Source organism: Gimesia chilikensis (genome assembly GCF_007744075.1).
GTDB classification, from domain to species: domain Bacteria; phylum Planctomycetota; class Planctomycetia; order Planctomycetales; family Planctomycetaceae; genus Gimesia; species Gimesia chilikensis_A.
This window is the reverse complement of sequence record NZ_CP036266.1, coordinates 6,221,878-6,243,243: the sequence shown is the minus strand read 5'-3', so window position 1 is coordinate 6,243,243 and position 21,366 is coordinate 6,221,878. Positions and strand designations below refer to the sequence as shown.

At 52.9% G+C, this 21,366-nt stretch carries 16 protein-coding genes and 1 tRNA gene; 10 read left to right on the top strand and 7 right to left on the bottom strand.

Annotation, left to right across the window (positions count from 1 at the left end; translation table 11 throughout):
* Nucleotides 1-3 precede the first annotated feature (3 nt).
* Complete coding sequence (locus HG66A1_RS23455) at nt 4-564, top strand: hypothetical protein (RefSeq protein WP_145189829.1); 561 nt, start codon at nt 4-6, stop codon at nt 562-564.
* Nucleotides 565-673: 109 nt separating this feature from the next.
* Here HG66A1_RS23455 and HG66A1_RS23450 read toward each other — a convergent pair whose 3' ends face one another.
* The 3 genes from HG66A1_RS23450 to HG66A1_RS23440 form a co-directional block, all read right to left on the bottom strand.
* Nucleotides 674-2,200, bottom strand: a complete 1,527-nt coding sequence (locus tag HG66A1_RS23450) for a hypothetical protein (protein ID WP_197996765.1) — start codon at nt 2,198-2,200, stop codon at nt 674-676.
* A 398-nt stretch (nt 2,201-2,598) separates the two neighbouring features.
* A complete protein-coding gene (locus HG66A1_RS23445) occupies nt 2,599-3,891 on the bottom strand; it encodes a Gfo/Idh/MocA family protein (RefSeq protein WP_145189826.1) in 1,293 nt (430 codons plus the stop codon).
* Between the two features lie 190 nt (nt 3,892-4,081).
* A complete protein-coding gene (locus HG66A1_RS23440; protein ID WP_145189823.1) occupies nt 4,082-5,509 on the bottom strand; it encodes a right-handed parallel beta-helix repeat-containing protein in 1,428 nt (475 codons plus the stop codon).
* 210 nt (nt 5,510-5,719) lie between these two features.
* Between HG66A1_RS23440 and tadA the strand changes: the two genes are divergently transcribed.
* The 4 genes from tadA (at nt 5,720) to HG66A1_RS23420 (ending at nt 8,662) form a co-directional block, all read left to right on the top strand.
* Nucleotides 5,720-6,235 (top strand): tRNA adenosine(34) deaminase TadA, encoded by a 516-nt coding sequence (gene tadA / locus HG66A1_RS23435; protein WP_145042926.1) that lies wholly within the window; start codon nt 5,720-5,722, stop codon nt 6,233-6,235.
* Nucleotides 6,236-6,553: 318 nt separating this feature from the next.
* The gene (locus HG66A1_RS32685) at nt 6,554-6,754 is read left to right on the top strand and encodes a carbon storage regulator (RefSeq protein ID WP_145189820.1); all 201 of its coding nucleotides are present in this window, start codon (nt 6,554-6,556) and stop codon (nt 6,752-6,754) included.
* 240 nt (nt 6,755-6,994) lie between these two features.
* Nucleotides 6,995-7,747 (top strand): isoprenyl transferase, encoded by a 753-nt coding sequence (locus tag HG66A1_RS23425; protein WP_145189818.1) that lies wholly within the window; start codon nt 6,995-6,997, stop codon nt 7,745-7,747.
* 6 nt (nt 7,748-7,753) lie between these two features.
* Nucleotides 7,754-8,662: a phosphatidate cytidylyltransferase gene (locus HG66A1_RS23420; protein WP_145189815.1), complete on the top strand. Its 909-nt coding sequence runs from the start codon at nt 7,754-7,756 to the stop codon at nt 8,660-8,662.
* Here HG66A1_RS23420 and HG66A1_RS23415 read toward each other — a convergent pair.
* Together HG66A1_RS23415 and hisG are read right to left on the bottom strand one after the other, a co-directional pair.
* Nucleotides 8,599-9,249, bottom strand: a complete 651-nt coding sequence (locus HG66A1_RS23415; RefSeq protein WP_145189813.1) for a uridylate kinase — start codon at nt 9,247-9,249, stop codon at nt 8,599-8,601. The genes HG66A1_RS23420 and HG66A1_RS23415 overlap by 64 nt on opposite strands.
* Before the next feature lie 42 nt (nt 9,250-9,291).
* Nucleotides 9,292-10,170, bottom strand: a complete 879-nt coding sequence (hisG, locus tag HG66A1_RS23410; protein WP_145042916.1) for an ATP phosphoribosyltransferase — start codon at nt 10,168-10,170, stop codon at nt 9,292-9,294.
* Between the two features lie 368 nt (nt 10,171-10,538).
* On the opposite strand from hisG, the gene cysC reads away from it, so the two are divergent.
* Nucleotides 10,539-11,153, top strand: a complete 615-nt coding sequence (cysC, locus tag HG66A1_RS23405; RefSeq protein ID WP_145189810.1) for an adenylyl-sulfate kinase — start codon at nt 10,539-10,541, stop codon at nt 11,151-11,153.
* Between the two features lie 123 nt (nt 11,154-11,276).
* Here the strand turns inward: cysC and HG66A1_RS23400 are convergent, their stop codons facing one another.
* Complete coding sequence (locus HG66A1_RS23400) at nt 11,277-12,812, bottom strand: sulfatase (RefSeq protein ID WP_145189807.1); 1,536 nt, start codon at nt 12,810-12,812, stop codon at nt 11,277-11,279.
* Between the two features lie 243 nt (nt 12,813-13,055).
* Here HG66A1_RS23400 and HG66A1_RS23395 point away from each other — a divergent pair, with 243 nt between their 5' ends.
* Nucleotides 13,056-13,289, top strand: a complete 234-nt coding sequence (locus tag HG66A1_RS23395) for a hypothetical protein (RefSeq protein ID WP_145189804.1) — start codon at nt 13,056-13,058, stop codon at nt 13,287-13,289.
* A gap of 156 nt (nt 13,290-13,445) precedes the next feature.
* Here the strand turns inward: HG66A1_RS23395 and HG66A1_RS23390 are convergent.
* Nucleotides 13,446-13,516 (bottom strand) — tRNA-Gln (locus HG66A1_RS23390).
* A 226-nt stretch (nt 13,517-13,742) separates the two neighbouring features.
* Between HG66A1_RS23390 and HG66A1_RS23385 the strand changes: the two genes are divergently transcribed.
* The 3 genes from HG66A1_RS23385 (at nt 13,743) to HG66A1_RS23375 (ending at nt 21,358) form a co-directional block, all read left to right on the top strand.
* Nucleotides 13,743-14,516, top strand: a complete 774-nt coding sequence (locus HG66A1_RS23385; protein WP_145189802.1) for a tetratricopeptide repeat protein — start codon at nt 13,743-13,745, stop codon at nt 14,514-14,516.
* A gap of 67 nt (nt 14,517-14,583) precedes the next feature.
* Nucleotides 14,584-15,954, top strand: coding sequence for a tetratricopeptide repeat protein (locus tag HG66A1_RS23380; RefSeq protein WP_145189799.1), 1,371 nt, complete (start codon nt 14,584-14,586; stop codon nt 15,952-15,954).
* 544 nt (nt 15,955-16,498) lie between these two features.
* The gene (locus tag HG66A1_RS23375; RefSeq protein WP_145189796.1) at nt 16,499-21,358 is read left to right on the top strand and encodes a beta strand repeat-containing protein; all 4,860 of its coding nucleotides are present in this window, start codon (nt 16,499-16,501) and stop codon (nt 21,356-21,358) included.
* The last annotated feature ends 8 nt before the right edge of the window (nt 21,359-21,366 follow it).

The following is a 21,366-nucleotide window of genomic DNA, read 5'->3' as shown; positions in this document are numbered from 1 at the left end:
TTGGTGAAAGTGTTTTATGTTCGTGAAGACGTCAATATTTTTCAGAGTATTGCCCCCGTTGATCAAGAGATCTGGTCTACGGATCGACTAACCTTTGATGTCGCTAAAAAACCAGACTGGTCTCCTGTTGTATGCTACGTGCAAAACCCTAAATTGGTCCGGGGAAACTTTTTCTATCTCTGTCCAGGATTGTTGGTCTTCGATCATTCCGTTTACGAACAAATGGATGATTTACTCGAAATGGCAGGTCAGATTCTGCCCATAGATCTAGAAGGGGAAACCCTATATGGATTGAATGTTCTTGAATGCCCTAATGCTCTGGATCAAGACCGCTCTGAATGGAAGTATTCATCACATTCAGGAAAGCGGCTGAGATTGAAAGACTATGTTTTTCATCCTGACCGGTTCTTCGAATCCAGTTTGTTCAAAATACCTGAGACGAGCAGATCAGAAATTCTTTTATTTTCGGATCTCAAAGATCAGGATGATGAATTCAAATATCGTTATGAACAATCAGGTTTCACCGGACTGACTTTTGAAGAAATCTGGGATTCTGTACCATAACTTCAGGATGATCTAAAACCGGTTTAATGAGAGTTATTTTAACTATCGAATAGCAACAGTAGTTCCGCCTTTTCGTGGTAGCAGAAATAAGTTTCAAGGATTTCGCGGTCTAATCCACCTGCGGTGCCAGGCTACCGTAAGCCCAGGGGTTATTATTAAACGCCGGTGCCGCAGGACGCTCGGGCTGTTCGTCCGGCGTCAACTGTTTCGACAATTCCACCGCTGCTTCAACCATCTGGGGACCCGCCGTGGTGACCAGGTTGCTGTAACTGGTCAGCCGGGTTTCGTAGCCGCCGCCGTTCTTGTCGAAGGCTTCTTTCGTGGGCACATAACCGACGCAGCCGTTCGCCAGTGAGACCGGGAACGTGATCGGAAATGGACTGCCCGCTTTGATATCCAGACCCAACTGGCAGAAGAATTCCGCGGGATCGGTCAGCAGGACCACCGGGCCAATCTGGATCGCCTGCACCTCCACTTTCGCCACCGGCTCTTTTTGTAATCGGGCATCCAGCAGGACGGTCTCTTTCGCGAACACCCAGTCGGTCGCGTTCGACTTCGCCGGCCCCGCTTTTACAACTTCTACCGCTTCGGCCACATGTCCGGGCGTCGGCTTGCGGCGGGGAATCTCCAGCATTTTGACTTTGCTGGCAATCGTTTTGAAATTACCTCGCGGCATTGAGAGCAGCACTTTCACTGCCTCGGCTCCAATCCGGCCGCCCACAAACCGGGCCGACTCTTCACTGGGCCGCCGCTGATATTTCGAAAGGTTGTCCACCTGCGTCACATCGCCCGAGGCTCCCGCCAGAAAGACGAGCGTCACGTCTTTCCCGAACACGCCGCGAATCACCTGTTCCACATAATAGATGTAATTGGCTGAGATTCCGCCCGGGTTGGTTGTGGCGTGACACACGAAGTTCACGATACACCCTTTGAGCTGTCCCTGTTCATCCCAGACTCCGATCACGCCAACTTCCGGATCGACGGGACCGGCCGGTTTTACAATATCCGGGTTCCCGGGCCGCGGGTGCGTAAAGGTCAATCCGTTCCGCATGAAGAACCGGCGGTTGAAGGCCACCTGTTCTTCAATCCCCACTCCCGCTCCACATTCAGACGCACTCCGTTTGTTGTACGCTTCGCAGATCGCCTCCACACTCTGATCGACGACCGTTTCCAGGTAGGCAGTGTCAGCCGTCGATGATTTCTCATACGCCAGTTCCTGTACGAATTTCGAAGCATGATCGTATTCGCCGGGCAGAATCATGCCCATCGGACCGGAAGAGTGTGAGTGTGTCGCGTGCAGCAGAATCGAGTTCGCCGGAATCTTGCATTTGGCTTCGACCCGTTCGCGGATTTCATCCACGGTGACTCTGCGGATAAACAGCGCATCCAGGCTGACGACCGCAACCACGTTGGTTCCGTTGTCAAACACAGCCGCCCGCGTTTTACAGGGATCGTGAAACGAACGATGAAACGATTTCCCGTAACCGCCCGGCTGTTCCATGCCGATCTCCGGCGTGATGTCACGCTCGGCGAAACCGACTTTCACCTGCGGCGCTTCAGCCGCGCTGGTATCGGCAGCGGTAAGCATCAGGACAGTGAGGGTGACAGCAGTGCAAAACAGGAAGCGCATTTTCATGAGAAAACTCGATCTTGATCAGGTGAGAAAACAGGAGGAACGTTTTCCTCATTGTAAGCAGAATCAAAATCGGGCCGCTACTGAAGAAAGTTAAGAAATTCGCGAGGCAGAGAAATTTCTCAAACGAAATGAAATGAGAGAGCGAACACCGTTGGACAAGCCAACGGTGCCACCCGATTGCCTCAAATAAATCAATGTAGGGTAAATCAATGTAGGGGTTGGCCTGTGTGCCAACCCGCCTTGCGAGAGTCGATCTCAATTCACCCGTGCATAGGAAGCAGGGTAACGATGCGAATAACTGGCCCCATCGAAAGTCAATCACGGCGGGCGACCACACAGGGTCGCCCCTACCGGATGAAATTACTCTGGGATGATTGCCAGTCGCGAGTTTAACAACCTTACACCAGTTCGTAAGGTTTACGGTATTCCTTCGAAAGCCATTTGGCGGCGTCAGCATCGCCTACGATAGTTTCCTGTTTTGGATCCCACTGGATCTTCTTACCGGTCCGCACGGCGATATTGCCGAGGTGACAGACTGTGGCGGAACGATGTCCGATGCTGATGTCAGCAGCCGGTTTTTCGCGGGTCTTGATGCACTCAATAAAATTGTTGACGTGCGCGATGTTCGCATCACGGTTCACAATCTTAGGCACATCGACTTCTTTTAACAGCGCAGGTGGATTCGCAATGATGCCGCCACGATAGACGAAGAGGCTTCCCTTTTCGCCCACGAACTCGGTTCCCTGTTTTTTACTCGGGGTGCCGGGAACCTGGCGACAGTTCATGACGACACCATTGTCATACGTGTATTTGATGTTGGTAGTATCGGGAGTTTCGTACCAGCCATCGGGATTGAAAGTCGCCGATCCTTCTGCACTCACGGGGCCGCTTTCATCCATCCCCAGTCCCCACTGTGCGATATCCAGGTGGTGGGCACCAAAGTTGGTCTGCTGGCCGCCACTGTAATCCCAGAAGAAACGGAACAGGTAGTGCACCCGGTTTTTGTTGTAAGGACGCTCTGGTGCCGGCCCCAGCCAGCGGTCAAAGTCAAATCCCTGTGGCGGTGCACTGTCGGGAACCGGCTTGCCGGCCCGTGCGATCCAGTTGGGACCGGGCAGGGTGACGTTCACGGTGTGAATCTTACCCAGGAGACCCGACTGCACCAGATCGACGGCCAGTTTGAATTCCTTGCCGCTGCGCTGCATGGTTCCGGTCTGGACGACTCGGTTGTGTTTCCGTGCCGCGTCAATCATCACGGGACCTTCATCAACCACGAGTGTCAGCGGTTTTTCACAGTAGACGTCTTTGCCGGCACGGCAGGCTTCGACCGTCATCTTGGCGTGCCACTGGTCAGGCACGGTCACAACAACAGCGTCAATGTCTTTGGAATCGAGCAGTCGCCGATAATCGTCTGTCTTCACGGCCGACTTGTTGGCGTTCTTCTTCAGGAAGGCGTCTGCTTCGGCGAGGTAGTTCTGATCCAGGTCACACAGGGCTTCGATGTTGTTGAGGAAGTACTTCATGTTGTTCCGCGGGCCACCCTGGTTACCAACGCCGATCATGCCAATCCGCACACGTTCGCTGGGGGGAACTGCCGCGAAAGTAGAACGATAGCTCTTGGCAGTCAGGCCCATGAAGAGACCGCTGTAAACCGATTTTTTCAGAAAGTGACGACGTGACATTTGCGACATGAACAGACTCCTCGAGCGACGGAAAAAATAATATGAATGACCGGCGATTTCCTGCAGGAAATCGCCCTGATCGTTATCCAGCGGGACCGCTTATCATAGCAGCACCCGGACCTGAGTCAATTAGATTCAGATCGGAGTTATACTCTCATTTTGATGCGACGAGGGGGGCGTGGCTAGTGAACCAGGGACTCTACTTTGGTGATACCTTTTTATAAAGGTTGTTCACGATTTGATTGTCCTTACCACCGATGATCTCGAGCGCCTGGGCGTTCTCGCTATCGGGTAGATCGGTAGAAATCAGGCAGTCTGACACGCGACTGTCGGAGACGTTCTTCAGCAGTAGTCCCGTGGTGGAATAATCGAGAATCGAACACCCCACGATATTCATCCGACGCGAATCGCGTACTTCAAAGGCGACCCGCTCATCGCCGGTCCCGTTGATATGGTTGCCGCTGATCGTGCAGCCGTCACAGTTCGTAAACAGCATACCGACCTGGGCCGTACTTCCGTCGCCATAGTGATAGCGGGGATTCCGGTCGAGCACATTGTTCGAGATCAGAATGTTGTTGCAGTCGTCGACGCGGATATTGTGCGTGTAACCCTTCCACATCGTGTTGCCGGTCACTGTGACACCGCGGGCACTGGTGATTTCGATATTGGTCTGCACATCCGAAAGCACATTGTCGGCGATGGTGATATTTCCGTCTCGATGTTCTTTGGAGTGCGGGCGAATGCGGGCATTTTCATTAATCCGGATGTTGGCAGAACCGGGAGCATTGTGATCGTGTTGAATCGTGCAACCCACAATCGCGATCTCTCCGACCATCGCCCCTTCGGAATCAATCAGCACATTCGCCGTCGGTTTCGAGTTTTCATCACCCATGTTGCCTTCAATGTCACAGGTGCCAATCTGAATGTTGCGGATGTCACCTTTGTCAACAACCACGCCCCCGCCCGCGTTATAAGAAATATGACAGCCGATGATATTCGACTGATGGATGCTCACGTGATCGTAGTACACGCCCGCGCCCCGGTTCTCATACAGGTGGCAATTGGAAACGATCACGTTCCGGTTACGTTTGGTAAAGTGAATCGCATGCAGCGCGCGACGGATCGTCAATCGCGTGAGTGTGATCTGCATGGTGCCCGTCGCTTCAATGCCACAGGCTTCCGCATGATCGCCCACAATCTCCAGTCCGTCGACCATGGGAGACCGCTGATTCTGCCAGACATTTTCTTTCACCGTGTGCGGGCTGGCGGTTCCCTCATGCGTGCCGATGAAACGAAACGCGGGACCGGGACCAGCCATGATAATCGTGGCGGTGCCGTCAGAACTGATAGAGGTCGGTCCCAGTTTGTCGAGGTCGACGGTGATGGTCTTCGTCAGACGGTAGATCCCTTTCGGAAAGACGATCTGACCCTGTTTTGAATCGACGGCCCGCTGGATGGCATCACTGTCATCGGCTGCGCCGTCCCCAATTGCGCCAAAGGCTTTGACGGTGGTGTCGAGTGCCGGCGGTTTCTCGCTGGTCTGATTCTGAGACTGAGTCTTGGGAGCCATAATCAACAGACAGCTGAGGACCAGCAGCGTTGAAACACAGATCACGATGCTGCGCATGGGAGTTCACCTTGATGATTCACGGGAGAGGTTTCAATAGTAAGAGTGACGGTAATATTGTAAGCGGATTCCCGCCTGAATCTCAAACAGAGTCGACAAGAATACTCCTTTCCGGCAAGATTCACTCGGAGCCCCCCTTCCTTTTCCGCGGGGACTGGATTATGTTGAGCAGCAGACGGTAACTCCTTCTTATTCAAAAGCGTGACTGTGATGATTGATCGACCCGACGAACCCGAATTTACCCCCGGCGACCGCGAACTGCTGCAGCTGCATACCCGCTGGATGCGTTTTGCGTATGACGAAGCCCGGGCAGCGTTCGAAGAAGATGAAGTTCCCGTCGGTGCAGTGATTGTTCATCAGGATCGGATTATTGCAGCCGCACACAATCAGCGGGAAACATTGAGCGACCCCACAGCGCATGCCGAGATGATCGCGATTACCCAGGCCGCGGAGTCGCTGGGTACCTGGCGTCTGAGTGACTGTGTGTTATACGTCACGCTGGAACCCTGTCCGATGTGTGCAGGGGCGATTATCCAGTCACGCATTCCCCTCGTGATCTATGGGACGCGCGATGAAAAAGCAGGTGCGTGTCATTCACTGTTTGAGATCACCAATGATCCACGGTTGAATCATCAGAGTGTTGTCATCAGTGGCGTGATGCAGGATGAGTGTCGTACAATCCTGCAGGAGTTCTTTCGCAACAAACGCGCGCAGGGAAAAAAATAGTTTTCGATCCGATACTATTTTTAAAAACGCGCTGGTCACATGCATGTGGATTTGATGAATTCTTTTTGGGTACGACTGCTTGTCACAGTGATGCTGCTACATCGTTGACATGTCGATGATGTGCTAATGAAATTAAGCGGAGATATTCTGAAAGCAATTTTGTCAAGTGATATTCGACCAAAAGAAACCTCCTTAAAAATCGTTTTATTTTTTGAATGCTTTCAGCTTGTCCTTCTGATTGCACTTCGTCAAAATGAGCGACACAATAACTTTTCACAATTCACAGATTCAATTCTGAAATTTCTTTGAGGCGAGCGAATGCATATTATCTCTCGTGAAGCGAATGAGAGTATCCTCATTGGGGAACATACAGTAGTTAAAGTTTTAGAAGTGCTTGAGGATCGCGTCAAATTGTCGATTGAATCTCCGGGCGCCGAACCCGCTTACTGGGAAGAAACCGTTTACCTGGATCCCGTCCTCGAAGCTGAAGAACTCGAATCGGTCCAGATCAGCGGCTGATTCTTTTCGCAGAGATGATTTCAGGAGGGAATTCACCCCGGAACATCTGTACGAAACCGGAACTACGGTTCATTCTTTAAAGATGCTGTGCTTTCTCCCCGCGCAGCCTTGGCGTTTTTGCCGAAATTGCTCAAAATAAACAGACAGGGCAGATCTGATTCTGCTCACGCTTGTCAAGCCGTCTGCCCGAGCAGGCCAGAAGTCAAACTCAATCAATCATCAGACATTGTGAGGCAAATTGTGCCCGCCATATCGGAACAGGATGGGGAATCGCTGGGGCTGGAATCCCGCCAACTGCCCCGGCATATCGCGATCATCATGGATGGTAACGGTCGCTGGGCCTCACGTCGTGGTTTTCCCCGCATCGAAGGACATCGCCAGGGCGTCAACAGCGTGCGCACCGTCGTAGAAGAATCGACGCGGCTGGGCATCGAACAGCTCACACTCTATTGTCTCAGCAGTGAGAACTGGAAGCGTCCCGCACTCGAACTCAACCTGCTGATGCAGCTGTTGAAAAAATTCGTGATCGGCGAACGTGAAGAAATCATGCGGCAGAACATTCGCTTCTCCACCATTGGCCGTCGTTCAGACCTGCCAAAAGATGTACTGGCGGAAGTCGACAAAACAATCGACGAGAGTCGAAATAATACCGGCATGCAACTCTGTCTCGCTCTCAATTACGGCAGCCGCTCTGAAATCGTGGACGCCGTGAAGTCGATTGTGAGTGAAGTCGAGCAGGGCGGACTCAAAGCCGAAGAGATCGACGAAGACGTGATCTCTTCGCATCTTTACACCGCTGGCATGCCCGATCCGGATCTGGTAATTCGGACTGCCGGCGAAATGCGCGTCAGTAATTTTCTGCTCTGGCAGATCAGTTATGCCGAACTCTGGGTGACTGAAACCTACTGGCCTGATTTTTCCGTCAACGATTTCTGGCAGGCACTCCGTGACTTCGCAGCCCGCGACCGTCGCTTCGGCGGTTTGAAAGGATAACGCAGCATGCTGGGCTGGCGGCTTCTGGTTTCCGCAACTCTGATTCCCCTGTTGTTCGGTCTGTTTTATCTCGATCAACGTGCGGGGAGTAGTGCCCCCTGGTTACTGGGACTCTGCTGGCTCTTGATTCTCCGGGGAACCTGGGAGATCACGCAACTGCTGACGGTCCGCAATCTGAAACCGGGATATCCGCTGGTCTGTCTGCTCTCGCTGCTGATCTGTAATGCGGCCTGGTTACCCTGGCTGGTTCCTTCGCTGCAGACCGGCGCGAATGATCCGCAGACGCTTTCACTCGCACTCTTGTCGGTGACCTATGCGATTTCCGTTCTGCTGTTGTTTCTGAAGAATGCAATTCGCTTTCAGGAACCGGGCCAGACAATGGAAATTCTGGGAGCCGAACTGTTGGGCGTTTCGTACGTCGGCTTTCTGCTCGCGATGCTGGCCGAACTCCGCTGGGTCGCTGGTCCCCAGACTGGTTACCTCGCTCTGGGCGCCTTGATCATCAGTGCCAAGCTGGGTGATGTCGGCGGTTATACGTTTGGTCGTCTCTGGGGTAAGAAAAAACTTGTGCCCCGTCTGAGTCCGGGGAAAACCTGGATGGGCGGCTTTGGTGCGATCTTTGGGGCTTCACTCGGCGCCTGGCTCTGGCTGCAGTTCACCCCTCCCCTGTTTAACGACAGCTGGAGTGCTCCCGCGTGGTACTGGTCCATTCTGTTCGGGGCGATCATCGGCGTTGTCGGTCTCGTGGGGGACCTGTGTGAATCGCTGATCAAGCGGGATGTCGGCAAAAAAGATTCTGCGGAACTGCTGCCCGGCTTCGGCGGCCTGCTCGATCTGCTCGACAGTCCGCTTTATGCAGGACCGGTCGCGTTTCTACTCTGGAAGCTCTTGCCCCTGGTGACTGTCGCCAGTTGAAGCGTCTCCTCCGAGGATCGCAGGTTACACCAGCGCAGGCAGGGCAGACTATCCACCAGCTGGGGAAAGTAAGCGTCGACGAACCCGAGGGCAGCGAGCTCAGCAGCGGTTTCCACTTCAGGCAGATCAACTGATTTCAGTAACACCAGTTCCTGAGCCGGCCAGGTGAGTGTGATCCAGGCTGCAATCGAATCGCTGGTCACCTCCCATGCAGCCGGTAGTTCCGCCTGTTCCAGTGACGGAGCCGCAGGCCGCGCCAGGTAGGCGTAAGCCGAGAGAATCGGAATGCGGTTCGCCCGCCAGGCTGCTTCCGTAGCGGCGTGCGAGTCGACCCATTCCGACTCCGGCAGCAGCTGATTCAGCAGGCGTTCGTTAAGCGTCAGCGATTGGATCGCCAGCCAGTGCGCACGCTCTTCACCCAGGCTGTGAATCCGATCCCAGTCCCTGATCAGGTCGGCGGTACGTCCCCCTCCGGAAATGATCAGCGGGCGGGAACCATCCAGCTGTCCCAGCACGTGGGACAGCCTGTTCCCCAGGTCCGGCAGATCGAACAGGCTCCCTCCGACTTTGATGACGGTGACAGGCATGCTGTGTTCCTGTTTGAGCCGGGACTATTCTCCGGGTTGGAATCAGTCGATGATTTTGGAAATCTGGTATTCCACGATACCGCAGGCACCGGCGGATTTCAGTTTCGGTACGATCGAGCGTACGACCGATTCTTCCATGATGGTGTTAATGGCCACCCAGTCGGGGTCGGACAATGAAGAAACGGTCGGCTTCTGCAGTGCGGGCAGCAGGTTGAGTACCTTCTCCAGATCGGTACGAACCACGTTCATCATCAGGCAGACTTTGCCTTCCGCAGCCAGACAGGACTCGAGCATCATCGCGATGTTTTCGAGTTTCTCGCGCTTCCAGGGATCTTCGTAAGCCTGCTTGTTGGCGATGAAGCGGGTCGTGCTCTGCATCAGCTCTTCCACGATCCGCAGGTTATTGGCCCGCAGGGAAGAACCGGTTTCGGTGACTTCCACAATCGCATCGGCCAGTTTGGGAGGCTTGACTTCAGTCGCACCCCAGGAGAACTCAACTTTCGCGGTCACGCCGTGTTGTTCGAGGTAGCGTTCGGTCATACCGACGACTTCGGTGGCGATTCGCTTGCCTTCCAGGTCTTTGACGGATTGCACGGGGGAATCTTCGGGAACGCAGAGTACCCAGCGAACGGGGCGACGGCTGACTTTGGAGAACTGCAGTTCGCAGATTTCCTGAACGTCTGCTCCTGTCTCGAGGATCCAGTCGTGACCGGTGATGCCGGCATCCAGAATTCCCTGGTCGACGTAGCGGGCCATTTCCTGGGCCCGGATCAGCAGACACTCGATTTCATCATCGTCGATCGTCGGGTAGTAGGACCGGGAAGAAAATTTGATGACGTATCCGGCGCGTTTGAATAATTCCGCCGTCGATTCCTGTAAACTTCCCGCGGGAATACCGAGTTTTAAGACCTTGTCGGACATGATTCCTGTGTTTCTGAGTTCGATGGTTGAAGCGTAAGGTATAGGCAAATAACAATTTATAGGTATGGTCCGTCACTGGAATGCAGGCAGAACACGCAAGGTACTGATGTACCCTGCCACTGCGGAGCTCGCCGGCAATCATTCCCTGCGCGTACTCTAACAGCTCAAAAACAGCAGTTCCAGTAGTCCGGAACGAGAATGTTCGCAGAAATTCCCAATCTGTGGGCTTCCATCGGCAGGGGACATTCTCTAGGATCGTGCAATCATCAACTCACAATAGTCGATTTCTGCACTGTTTTCACCGCAGAGATCTGCAGATAAACCCTGTTTCCAAAGATATTTTTGAACGAGTAAGGAGAAATTCCTCGATGGCCGAGCAAAAAGCCACCAACGTGACTTGGCACGAACACCACGTATCTAAAGAAAAACGCTGTCAGCAGAACGGACACAAGGGTGCCGTTCTCTGGTTCACCGGTTTGAGCGGATCCGGCAAAAGCACGATCGCCAACACCGTCGATCACAAACTGTTCGAGCAAGGCAAACACACCTTCGTGCTGGATGGCGACAACGTCCGCATGGGGCTGAACAAGAACCTGGGCTTTTCTCCTGAAGACCGTACCGAAAACATCCGTCGTATCGGCGAAGTTTCCAAACTGTACACCGACGCTGGTATCCTCGTCATGACCGCCTTCATTTCTCCCTACCGCGAAGACCGTGATCAGGTCCGCGAAATTCTGGGTGATGGCGAATTCATCGAGATCTTCGTCAAAGCTTCTCTGGAAACCTGCGAAGGCCGCGATCCTAAAGGCCTCTACAAGAAGGCACGGGCTGGAGAAATCAAAGGCTTCACCGGTATCGACGCTCCTTACGAAGAACCGGAAAAAGCAGAACTGATTCTCGATTCTGACGGAAAAGGCATCGACGAGCTGGCTGATGAAGTCGTCGCCTACCTCGAATCCAACGGATACCTGACCTATCCGTAATCGATCAGCACACAACTTGTGTTGTGATCGCTCATAACACAAATGTGTGAATGAAAAAAACTCAGGCTTGCAGCTCGCTGCCTGAGTTTTTTTATTGCGCTGTGCCAGACAACTCCGGCTGATTTACTTGTCTGCTTTCTCTTTGAGTTTATAAGGCCCCAGTCCCGGAGCCGACTTGAACCAGTCCTTGGGGCGCTCCTTGAGGTTTTTGGAATAGACGCGAATCGCCCGTTCGTCCCAGAACTCAGGGATCGCTGGATCTTCAGGAGTGCGACCTTTATCGTCGATTTCCTCCATCCAGTGGTCCAAAGCGGCAGACAGTCGCTGTTTTGTCTCGGCGTAAGCGGGATTCTCAGCCAGGTTGTTGATCTCCCAGGGATCGTTGCGGATGTCATACAGTTCCTCGCGGGGACGTGTCTCCGCCATCAGCACAGCCGGCGGACCGCTTAACTCCCCTTTCGCATGCAGATCCCGCAGCAGTCCGATGATTGGGTACTGGGTTTCCTTATAACGATTGATCTGCAGGAACGGCCGTTCGGGATACTTGTTTCTCAGATAACGGAACTGCTTGTCACGAACCGTGCGGATGTGGAACACGGTTTCGTCGCCGCGGTCCCGTCCGCCAAACAGGTAGCTGCGCGGCTTCTCGGTCTGGCTACCCAGAAAAACCTGTCCCTGCATGCGGGATGGTTTCTCAATGCCCGCCAGGGCCAGCGTGGTCGCACTCAGGTCAATGGACGAGATCAACTGATCGCTCTTCTCACCTCGATGATACTGGGCGGGGGCCGGCAGATCCGAATTTCCTTCGGGCCAGTAAATGATCAGCGGGATATGCAGGCCGCTGTCGTAAGGCCACTGTTTGCCGCGGGGCATGGCGCGACCATGATCGGCCATGAACACGACGATCGTATTCTTATCCAGCTGATCCCGCTTGAGCAGATCCAGAATAAACGCGACCTTCTTATCGACGGCCATCACGGTATTCAGATACTGTGCCCAGACCGCCCGGGTCACCGGGTGATCGGGATAGTAAGGGGGGATCTGAACTTTCTCCGGATCGACCTGGTAGTCGAGATACTCATGAGCCGAGTTCCAGGCACCGCCCCGATGTGTTTCCGAAAAGTTGATCTGGGCATAAAAGGGTTGATGCTGTTTGAGTTCGTCCCAGTCTTTGAGATCAAAGGGCTGCTTGCCTTCAGGGTAGGTGAAGTTCCAGTCGGTCTTACCGGTCCCTTTGTAGAACTTGGCCAGCTTGCGATCTTTCGTCAGGTTGCGAATATTCGCAGTCGTGTAGCCAGCAGGACGCAACCAGTCGGTGATGACGCGAACGCCTTCGGGCAGTGGGTTGGTGCCGTCACGATGGGACCGATGATTGTGAGCGTCAATCGACATCGCATACATGCCCGTCATGAAAGACGAACGGCTCGTCGAACAGACGGGCGTGACGGTAAACGCATTCTGAAACTGCATCCCCTGTTCGGCCAGTCGGTCCAGCGTAGGCGTTTTGACTTCAGGCGTACCGTAGCAGCCGAGTTCCGGACCCATATCCTCAGCGATAATCCAGAGGATATTTGGTTGCTGTTCAGCGGCTGAGACTTGCTGAGAAAAGTACACACCAGCCGTGAGTATCAGACAAAGCGCAAGCAGAGAGCGGAGCATGATAGAGACTCTTCACCAAAAGAATTCGAATTGAGTAATTAACCTGAGCGGGACAGTTCATCTTCAACAATGCATCGAGCAATGTCAATCAAGGACTGTTTCCCCGAAACCATCTGAGGCACGCTCCACTGTCAAATCGATCTTGCAGGTCTGATTTCTGCGGTTAAGCTTTAATTAGAGTCACAACCAACGTTGCCCGCTGCCTTTTATCTCAGTCTTACTTATTAAATAAGGAGAGATCAGATGGCGCTCTATAAGTACAAAGAGTATCTCGAACACGCGGATCAGCCCGAATTCGACACGCTACACAACCCCGGCGAAATCTGCCCCCACTCCGGCATCTATCGCTGCGAAACCTGCGGCGACGAGATCGCTTCCAACAAAGACAATCCCTTTCCACCCCAGAACCATCACCAGCACGCAGAAAACCTGGGACCGATTCAGTGGAAGCTGATCATCATTTCACAGCAGCGGTGAAGGGGACACTCTTGATTAGAAGCAGAGGCTCTGCTCTGTGTATGAAATGAATGCAGTTGAAAGCACAATGGCGAGGCTTGCAGGTTCAGCTTGGGCCTCGTTGCCTCATTCCAATAAAAAAAGCCCTAAACCATTGCTGGTTCAGGACTTTTCAAGTTGCCCGACTAGGATTCGAACCTAGACTAAATGAGTCAGAGTCATTCGTGCTACCGTTACACTATCAGGCAATAAATTCTGAGTGAGTTCGCTAAGCTGTGCAGGCGTCGTCACTTGTAGCACTAACAGGCATTATACGAAAAATTCTCTGTACGCCAAGTCGATCCGGGCGAGAATTTTCTATTCTTTTCAGTCTGCTTAGCTCTTTTACCTGCGCTCAGAGTATGACACTATAGGAGATCAGCAGGTTCACTGAATAAAGTAACAGTCACCAGTTCGACACAGAAAGCATTCTCCATGCGATTTTGGATCCTCTGCAGCCTGATACTCTGCCTCCCGGGACTCATCCAGCCGGTCCATGCAGATCCCCAACCAGCGTCCGCAGATAAATCAGCACAGACGAACGCGTTGCAGCAGGAACTCGAGCAGCAGATTGAGGAACTCTCGGAACGCATCAAAGCAGCGCCCCGGGAGACGGCCCTCTATTCCCGGCGGGGAGACGCTTACTTTTTCCTGGGACAGTTCAAACAGGCCGTCGCAGATTACGACAAGATGGTCGAACTCGATCCCTCGATCAAAACCTCTCACTGGCGACGGGGGATTGCCTGTTATTACGCTAAACAGTACGCCGATGCTGCCCGGCAGTTCGAAATCTATCACTCGTTTGATAACGTCGATCGCGAGAACGGGATTTGGCGGTTTTTCTCCCAGTTCCAGGCAAAGGGCCCCGAGGCGGCTCAAAAAGGACTGTTGAAGTACGAAAAGGATGACCGTGAACCCTTTCCCGATCTGTATCGCCTGTTTGAAGGCAAAACAACTCCGGACGCGATTCTGAAAGCCATCAACGCGGCTGAGATCAGCGATCAGGAACGGGAAAAACGCCTGTTTTATGCGAATCTCTATATCGGTCTGAATGAATCGTTGCACGGCCGTAAAGCGAAAGCACGCACCTACCTGCAGCAGGCGGTCGACAACCAGTGGGGCCCCCGGGCCGGCTTCGGACCCAATTACATGTGGCACACGGGGCGACTGGAGTTACAATTAATTTCGACTCCCGAGAATCAAAAATAGCTCTCTGCCTGTTCCGGCAGGCTCACGTTCAGCCGAAAGCGTCTTAGACTGAGGGAAAAAGCGCATCATGAATCTGCATTCACCGCTCTCAATCGTTTGTCTGTGGACAGTCTTGTTCTCTGTCTGCTTGATGAATCAGTCCCGGCTTCCGGCACAAGACCAGGAGAATCAACCCTCAGCCGAGACAGAGCAGGCACAGAAAGCCGAAGCACTCAAACGCGCAAAGCAGGGGCAGACCTATCTGAAGCAGAAACACTGGAAAAAGGCGATCTCTGAATTCCAGGCAGCCGTAAAACTGCAGCCCGAAAACAGCATGCTGCATTATCTGTTGAGCGTCAGCTACCTCGAAGATTCACAAGGCAGTCTCGCCTGGATTGAAGTGCGTAAAGCGGTGTTGCTGGATCTGAAAAACCAGAATGCCATGCAGCAATTCCTGAAGTTCTGGAGCTTTTTCGATAAGCAGGGCGTTCTCAATGTCGGAACACCCGAGGTCGAGGTGCTGAAACTGCTGGGACCTCCGGATAGAAAGCAGGAGCAGGGAGCAGATACACGTCTGACTTACGGATTCATGTGGCTGACATTGAGGAATGCCAGCCTGTTCGCGGTCATCGATACGCGGGGGTTGGAAGCGGAATACACCAAAGCTCTGCAGACAATGGAGTTCGAACTGGGACCGGACTGGCGAGTCGGCTATCGGCTGATGAATGGCACCAGTGCCCTGACCGAGTACGTCACCACCGAGGAGACCGTTCAGAAGTACCAGCAACTCTTTTCCACACAGCGACTGTTTAAGCTGGGTAAAGAAACCTCGGCAGACGACATGATGAAGCGCATGAAATCCCTGATTGAACAGTCTTATGAGGTCGAAACCTGGACCGTGATCGACGATGGTCAAGATGATGTCATCTTCGAGTGGAAAGTGGCGGCCAGCGACAAGACGCCCGCACAACACGAGATCAATCGCATTGTCCGAGGCAAACGGGACATCCATCGGCTCGCTTACGTCACGCGGAAGCTCCCGCTCAGCGAGGCAGATCGGAAAAAATGGATCGATGAGTTAAAATCAGCTCGCGTCGTTCTCGCGAATCCGGGAAAACAACCACTGACTCCCGAACAGAAAGCCGAACTGGTTAAGCAGTTAACCACCAAATCCCGGGAGATCATCGCCCTGCAACTCAAATACATTCAGGCAGGCGATGTGGAGTCAATGCGTCCCTTCTTCACCGAACGACTCCGCGATCGGATTACCAAAGAGTCCCTGGCCGAGGCACAAGAGCAGGCCGCGAGCGCAACTCCTGAGGAATTAGTCCATTCTGTCACGATCGAAGAGGTCGGGGACGGGATTCAGGCCAAAATCAAAATGAAAAACGGTCGCACCCTCACCACGCTGGTCCCCGTCAACAGAAAATGGGAAGCGGATACCATCTGGTTCAAGTGATTTGACACAAATCGCTGTGCTTACCCAATCTGGCACATCTGTCTCTCTTTCAGACGCGTTCTTTACGGTATGTGATCGTATGTTTACATTCTCGCGTCGGATTTCCTTGTAAATCACCAAAATTATTTCTATTAATTTTGGAATCGCCGTCTCCAGAAACACCTGTTGTTATTAACACACATCACGTGCAGTAAGTTTTATATATTTAAATACTTACGTCTTAAAATGCTCTCCCCTGCAGGGGCGTTGATCTCACCGCATTTCGGACCACCCCTACGATTAGCATATTTCGTCTCAACTTAACAACGTGATTATTCCGAAAGATCAGAATAACCGCTTGTACCCGGATAATCGGAACAGTTTCACATCCGACCGGGGCCAGGGGGGAGAACAGTATCAGGTTTTTACCTGATCGTTCGGATTGACCGGGTTCTGAAAGGGGGGCATGAAGCTCCTGATTCCAGAATCGGGGAGATCTTAGAGGAACGAAGTTGATCGTCTGAAATTGTAAGAGACGAGTTACACATCGACGTTGGAGCATTCGATGAACAAATTACGTGTCAGCCTGGCCTGCTTCTTTTTAGCCTCTCAGTATTTACTGGCTTTGGTATCAGCAGCAGCACCTGATGAGAATGGTAGTGATCAAACTGAGGGACGGACCACGATTGGAGAGCCAGCAGGTTCCGCCATTGTGGGGAGTGTCTCGTCCGGAGGGTTCCGGCATGATTTCACTCCTGCAAACCAGGTTCAACGAAATGATGTCCCCGGCTTTTCATCCATGAAGGATGTCAGCTACAAGGATGTGCCACAAGGATACATTCCTTATCGCTATCCTGATCCCCGCACGATGGAAGTCAATGAATTCGTTGACACCGGCGCCGGTTATCAGCCGATGCCCGTCGATGAATTTCATCCGATCTTCCGCCTCGACAAAGGCATCGGCGGCGGGATTGGATACGACGACGGGTACTCCAACCTCGGCATGTTGATTCCCTTCACCATTCGCCCCGAACAGAGCATGCTGTTCCTGGATGTCCGGGCCATGGTTACCGACCAGGGAGCCGGCGGTGTGAACCTCGGTGCCGGATGGCGTGCCTATAGCGAAAATCTCGATAAGATTTTCACCCTCGCAGGCTGGTACGACTACGATGACGGCCACTACCAGGATTACCATCAGATTGGTGTCAGTGGTGAAGTCATCGGTCAATACCTGACCGGACGGATCAACGGATACTTCCCGATCAATAATAATGAAGTTGTCATTTCGAACAACCTGAACGGTGGCGGCTACTTCCAGTCGAACTATATCTTCCTGAACCGCACACGTAAGTCTGAATCTTCCTACGGTGGTGTTGATGCAGAAATCGGTGGTCCGCTGCCGGTTCTCGGTAAGTACGGCATCGACGGTTTTGTCGGCGGTTACTACTACAACTCAGACCACGATAAGAGTGCCGCTGGTGCCAAGTTCCGGGCGGAAGCCAATATCAATGACTGGTGGCAGATGAGTGTCAGTTATGCCAAGGACTCTGTCTTTGGTTCGAATGCCTGGATGAATGTCATTCTGACGATCCCCGATGGTCGTTCGAACAAGTGGATGCGTCCCAAGACTCTCCAGCAGCGTATGTACCAGCCTATGAATCGTAACTACCGCGTTGTGGCTCACGTCAAGGAAGAGATCAACAGCGAAATGGCGATCAATCCGGATGACAATATGCCGTACATCGTACAGCACATCGATCCGGACTATGGTGCCGCAGGTAATGGTACTTATGAAACTCCCTTCGGTTCTGTTGCTGCCTATAACGCTTCTCCACCAACGGCTGAAACAGACATCATCTTCGTACAGGATGGTAACGAGCTCAACCTCGACGGACAGATCACCCTGCTGGATAAAGGCGTGGGTGTGACCGGTCAGCGGTTGTTGAGTGAAGCAGTCCAGCACACCATTAACGTCTTAAACGATGGTTCGGTCAGCACACTGAACCTGCCTGGTTACAATCCGGATGCCAGCCGTCCGACTCTGAGCTATTCTGCTGGCGGCGGCGGTGCTGCTGGTGCAGTGGTTATTGGTCAGGGTGGAGCATGGGAAGTTTCCGGCTTCAACATCAGCGGTGCCCGGACCGGAGGCGCTTTGCCTTACAACGATGGTATTTACTCCGCAGGAACACGCGGGTTCAATATCAACAACAACTCGTTCGTTCTATACAACCGCGGTGTGAATGTCACCAACACGGCTGATGGTATCGGTATTGTTTCTACCAACACCTTCTCGGGTGATGGGGCTAACTCCTTCCATGGGGCTCTCATCAACCAGAATGCGGGTACACTCGAACTCTCCTTCATGGATAACACGGCAACCAACAACCTGGGGGTCGTACCACCGGGTACGGGAACCGGTTTCGAAATCATTGCCAATGCCGGCAGCACCATCGATGGGGTGGGAACGGCAGCTGACGGTGTGACCACTCTGGGCATCACCGGTAATACCGCTAACAACAACGGTACCGGGATGATCATTACGGAAAACGGTGGTAACATCGATACCGATTTCTCGAACAACACCTTCAACAATAACATCAATCCTAACACAGGACTGCATGTTAACTCGAACGGCGGTACAATCACCTTCCGCAGCTTCGATACCATCACAGCTTCAAATAATACCGGAAAAGGTATCGCCTTCGATGCCACCGCCGGTGGTTCGATCTCCGCTCTCTCTGAAGATTTAAATCAGAATGGAGTCCTGGATCCGGGTGAAGATTTGAACGGTGACGGAGAACTCAATCTGGGCATGACTAACATCAATGCCAGCAACAATACCCTGGATGGTTTTGTTGCCACCTCAGATGGAGCAGGATCCAATATCAATCTGAATATCGGTAACATCAATGTCACTTCGAACATCTTCAACAGTAACGGTCAGCATGGTATCAGCCTGAATACCACGAACGACGGTGCGATTACCGGCAGCATTATCAATAATACTGCAACCGGTAACACGGAAGATGGTCTGGCGATGACACTCACTTCCGGTTCGATCGACCTGACCGGTTTCGGAACGACCTCGATTGGCAGTAACGCCTTCACCGGCAACACTGGTAACGGTATGAGTATCACCAACAATACCGGGGGTACTTTCACGGCAACGGAAATCTCATCGAACGATTTCAGTAACAATACGGGAGCCGGTATGTTCCTGGGGGGCAATGCTCTGGGGGGAACCACCACAGCTACCAATACCCTGGGCAGCATTACTTCCAACAACTTCAACCGGACCACAACAGGTACCGCCGGTATCCTGTTTGATACCAGTGATGTTCGCACCACCGCTACCATCACCAGCAATACCTTCATCGGACGGGCCCCCAACCTGCCTGCCGATGATGGAGCCAGCTTCGGTGTCGGCGGTACCGTGGATGGTACCACGACTGTGGGCGGCAACGGCGGTGTGACTCTGGAATTTGGTGACCTGGGAGCGGTAGACAACTCCCTGACCAACACCTTCCAGAATAACGGCGATGCCCACATCGGTCTGCTGTTGATCGGTAACACAACCAACCAGGTTGACATCGATCAGCACAACTTCGATACCACCTTTGACACGACTCTCAACAGCGAATTCACTGGTGAAGGCGTCGGATTTATCTTACGGGATACAGCTACTTTGACCAACAGCACCATTCAGCGGAGTGTCTTCCAGAACAGTGCTGCATCCGGTCTGTTGATGACTGTTACCGGTAATAACCTGGGTGATTTTGGTACCATCAACAACATCACCATCGGGGGCAGCACAGCTGATTACGGCAACCTGTTTACCAACAATACCGGCAACGGTCTTGAAATGGCTCGCACCTCAGATGGTGTCATGACTAATATTGATATCACCTACAATACCTTCACTACCAATACCCTGAATGGTATCGACCTGACGGCCTCAGCAGCCAACAAGACCGATACCTATACCATTAACAACAACTCAGTTACCGATAACGGTCTCTCTGGTGTTGATCTCCGAGTTGAGGCGGATGCAGTCCTCTCAGCAAACATGGACAGTAATACGATTACCGGAAACGGTCTGCACGGTATCATGACCACCGAGCTGGTGAATTCACCCGGCGATGCACGTGGTGTTACCGGGGCCTGGACCCGCAACTACATTGCGGAAAACGCCGGTGACGGTATTCACCTCGAAGCGGCAACTGACAACCTCGTCATCGGGGATGCAGCCGACTCGTCACTGGGTAACATGATCGTGGACAACGGAGTCGACGGTATCGCTGTCGAAGATGCTGGAACTCTCACGATCGCCCGCAACTACATCGCAGAGAACGCTGCCATCGGTATCGACATGGATCTGCTCGGCTATAATAACACGACCATTTCCAACAACGATATTACCCGGAACGGAGGAGATGGTATCGAATTCATGAATGTGCTCTCAGGGAGTTACGATCTGAGTATCACTGGCAACGTGATCGACTTCAACGGAGGTCGTGGTTTCGATGTCCTGGCTCGACCGGGTCTGGGGGGATCTGCCTCTTCAATCGACATCGCGTTTAACAACAATATCGTGAACGAGAACCGCCTGGAAGGTGTGTATGTGGTCTACACCGCTTCACTCACGCAGAATCAGACCGACCCCTCCACAACGGCTCTGGCAGCAGACGGAAGTATCTTCCAGGATGTTTATCTGAGAATGGATATGGACAACAACCAGATCATCGACAACGGTCGTGACAGCGGCTTCAACGCAACTGGCCTGGTCGTCCGAGTTGGTACGACTCGCTCCTTCAGCGGAGGTGGTAATATCAATAACCCTGGTGGCTTTGCCAGCGATGGCCTGGGGAACTTCGTAACCTCTGGTGTGATCATGTCGGTCACAAATACCACCCTCACGGGTAACCTGGGTGACGATGTCTACTTCGCATCGTTTACCTCAACGGATGACCCCGCAAATACCACAGGTACCTGGGGAGCCACTGTTGACCCGACCGTTATCAACACCTTCCAGACAGATCCACTCGCCCGTCTGGACCTGTTGTGGGACAACAACACCATTATCTCATCTGATGTGAATAATACTGGTGCCTTCTACGCCAACGCTGATACCTTCAAATCTCGTCTGAATACAAACAGTGTGCCATTCGATGGACCGTTCACCTCGACCACACGTCGTCGTAACGCTCAACGTCAGGCAGCTCGTATCAATAACCTGATTGATCCAGGTGCCGGTAACTTCTTCTACTCCGGTACCGGAGCCAGTACCTTCCGTCTCGACAGTTCGGGAGACCTGGGGATCTTCATCCTGGACGGCAATCCCTACACCACCACAGGGGACGCCAACGGGGTGCTCCTGCCAGGCAACATTGTCGGCGAACTGCCCTTCGGTTGGGGACAGTACTAAGATCAACA

What these genes read in the sequence shown, in the direction of transcription:
- HG66A1_RS23375 (WP_145189796.1), top strand. Translation starts at nt 16,499, where the DNA reads ATGAACAAATTACGTGTCAGCCTGGCCTGCTTCTTTTTAGCCTCTCAG.
- HG66A1_RS23385 (WP_145189802.1), top strand. Translation starts at nt 13,743, where the DNA reads ATGCGATTTTGGATCCTCTGCAGCCTGATACTCTGCCTCCCGGGACTC.
- hisG (WP_145042916.1), bottom strand. Translation starts at nt 10,170, where the DNA reads ATGTCCGACAAGGTCTTAAAACTCGGTATTCCCGCGGGAAGTTTACAG.
- HG66A1_RS23440 (WP_145189823.1), bottom strand. Translation starts at nt 5,509, where the DNA reads ATGCGCAGCATCGTGATCTGTGTTTCAACGCTGCTGGTCCTCAGCTGT.
- HG66A1_RS23450 (WP_197996765.1), bottom strand. Translation starts at nt 2,200, where the DNA reads ATGAAAATGCGCTTCCTGTTTTGCACTGCTGTCACCCTCACTGTCCTG.
- HG66A1_RS23380 (WP_145189799.1), top strand. Translation starts at nt 14,584, where the DNA reads ATGAATCTGCATTCACCGCTCTCAATCGTTTGTCTGTGGACAGTCTTG.
- HG66A1_RS23420 (WP_145189815.1), top strand. Translation starts at nt 7,754, where the DNA reads ATGCTGGGCTGGCGGCTTCTGGTTTCCGCAACTCTGATTCCCCTGTTG.
- tadA (WP_145042926.1), top strand. Translation starts at nt 5,720, where the DNA reads ATGATTGATCGACCCGACGAACCCGAATTTACCCCCGGCGACCGCGAA.
- HG66A1_RS23415 (WP_145189813.1), bottom strand. Translation starts at nt 9,249, where the DNA reads ATGCCTGTCACCGTCATCAAAGTCGGAGGGAGCCTGTTCGATCTGCCG.
- HG66A1_RS23395 (WP_145189804.1), top strand. Translation starts at nt 13,056, where the DNA reads ATGGCGCTCTATAAGTACAAAGAGTATCTCGAACACGCGGATCAGCCC.
- HG66A1_RS23400 (WP_145189807.1), bottom strand. Translation starts at nt 12,812, where the DNA reads ATGCTCCGCTCTCTGCTTGCGCTTTGTCTGATACTCACGGCTGGTGTG.
- HG66A1_RS23445 (WP_145189826.1), bottom strand. Translation starts at nt 3,891, where the DNA reads ATGTCGCAAATGTCACGTCGTCACTTTCTGAAAAAATCGGTTTACAGC.
- HG66A1_RS32685 (WP_145189820.1), top strand. Translation starts at nt 6,554, where the DNA reads ATGCATATTATCTCTCGTGAAGCGAATGAGAGTATCCTCATTGGGGAA.
- cysC (WP_145189810.1), top strand. Translation starts at nt 10,539, where the DNA reads ATGGCCGAGCAAAAAGCCACCAACGTGACTTGGCACGAACACCACGTA.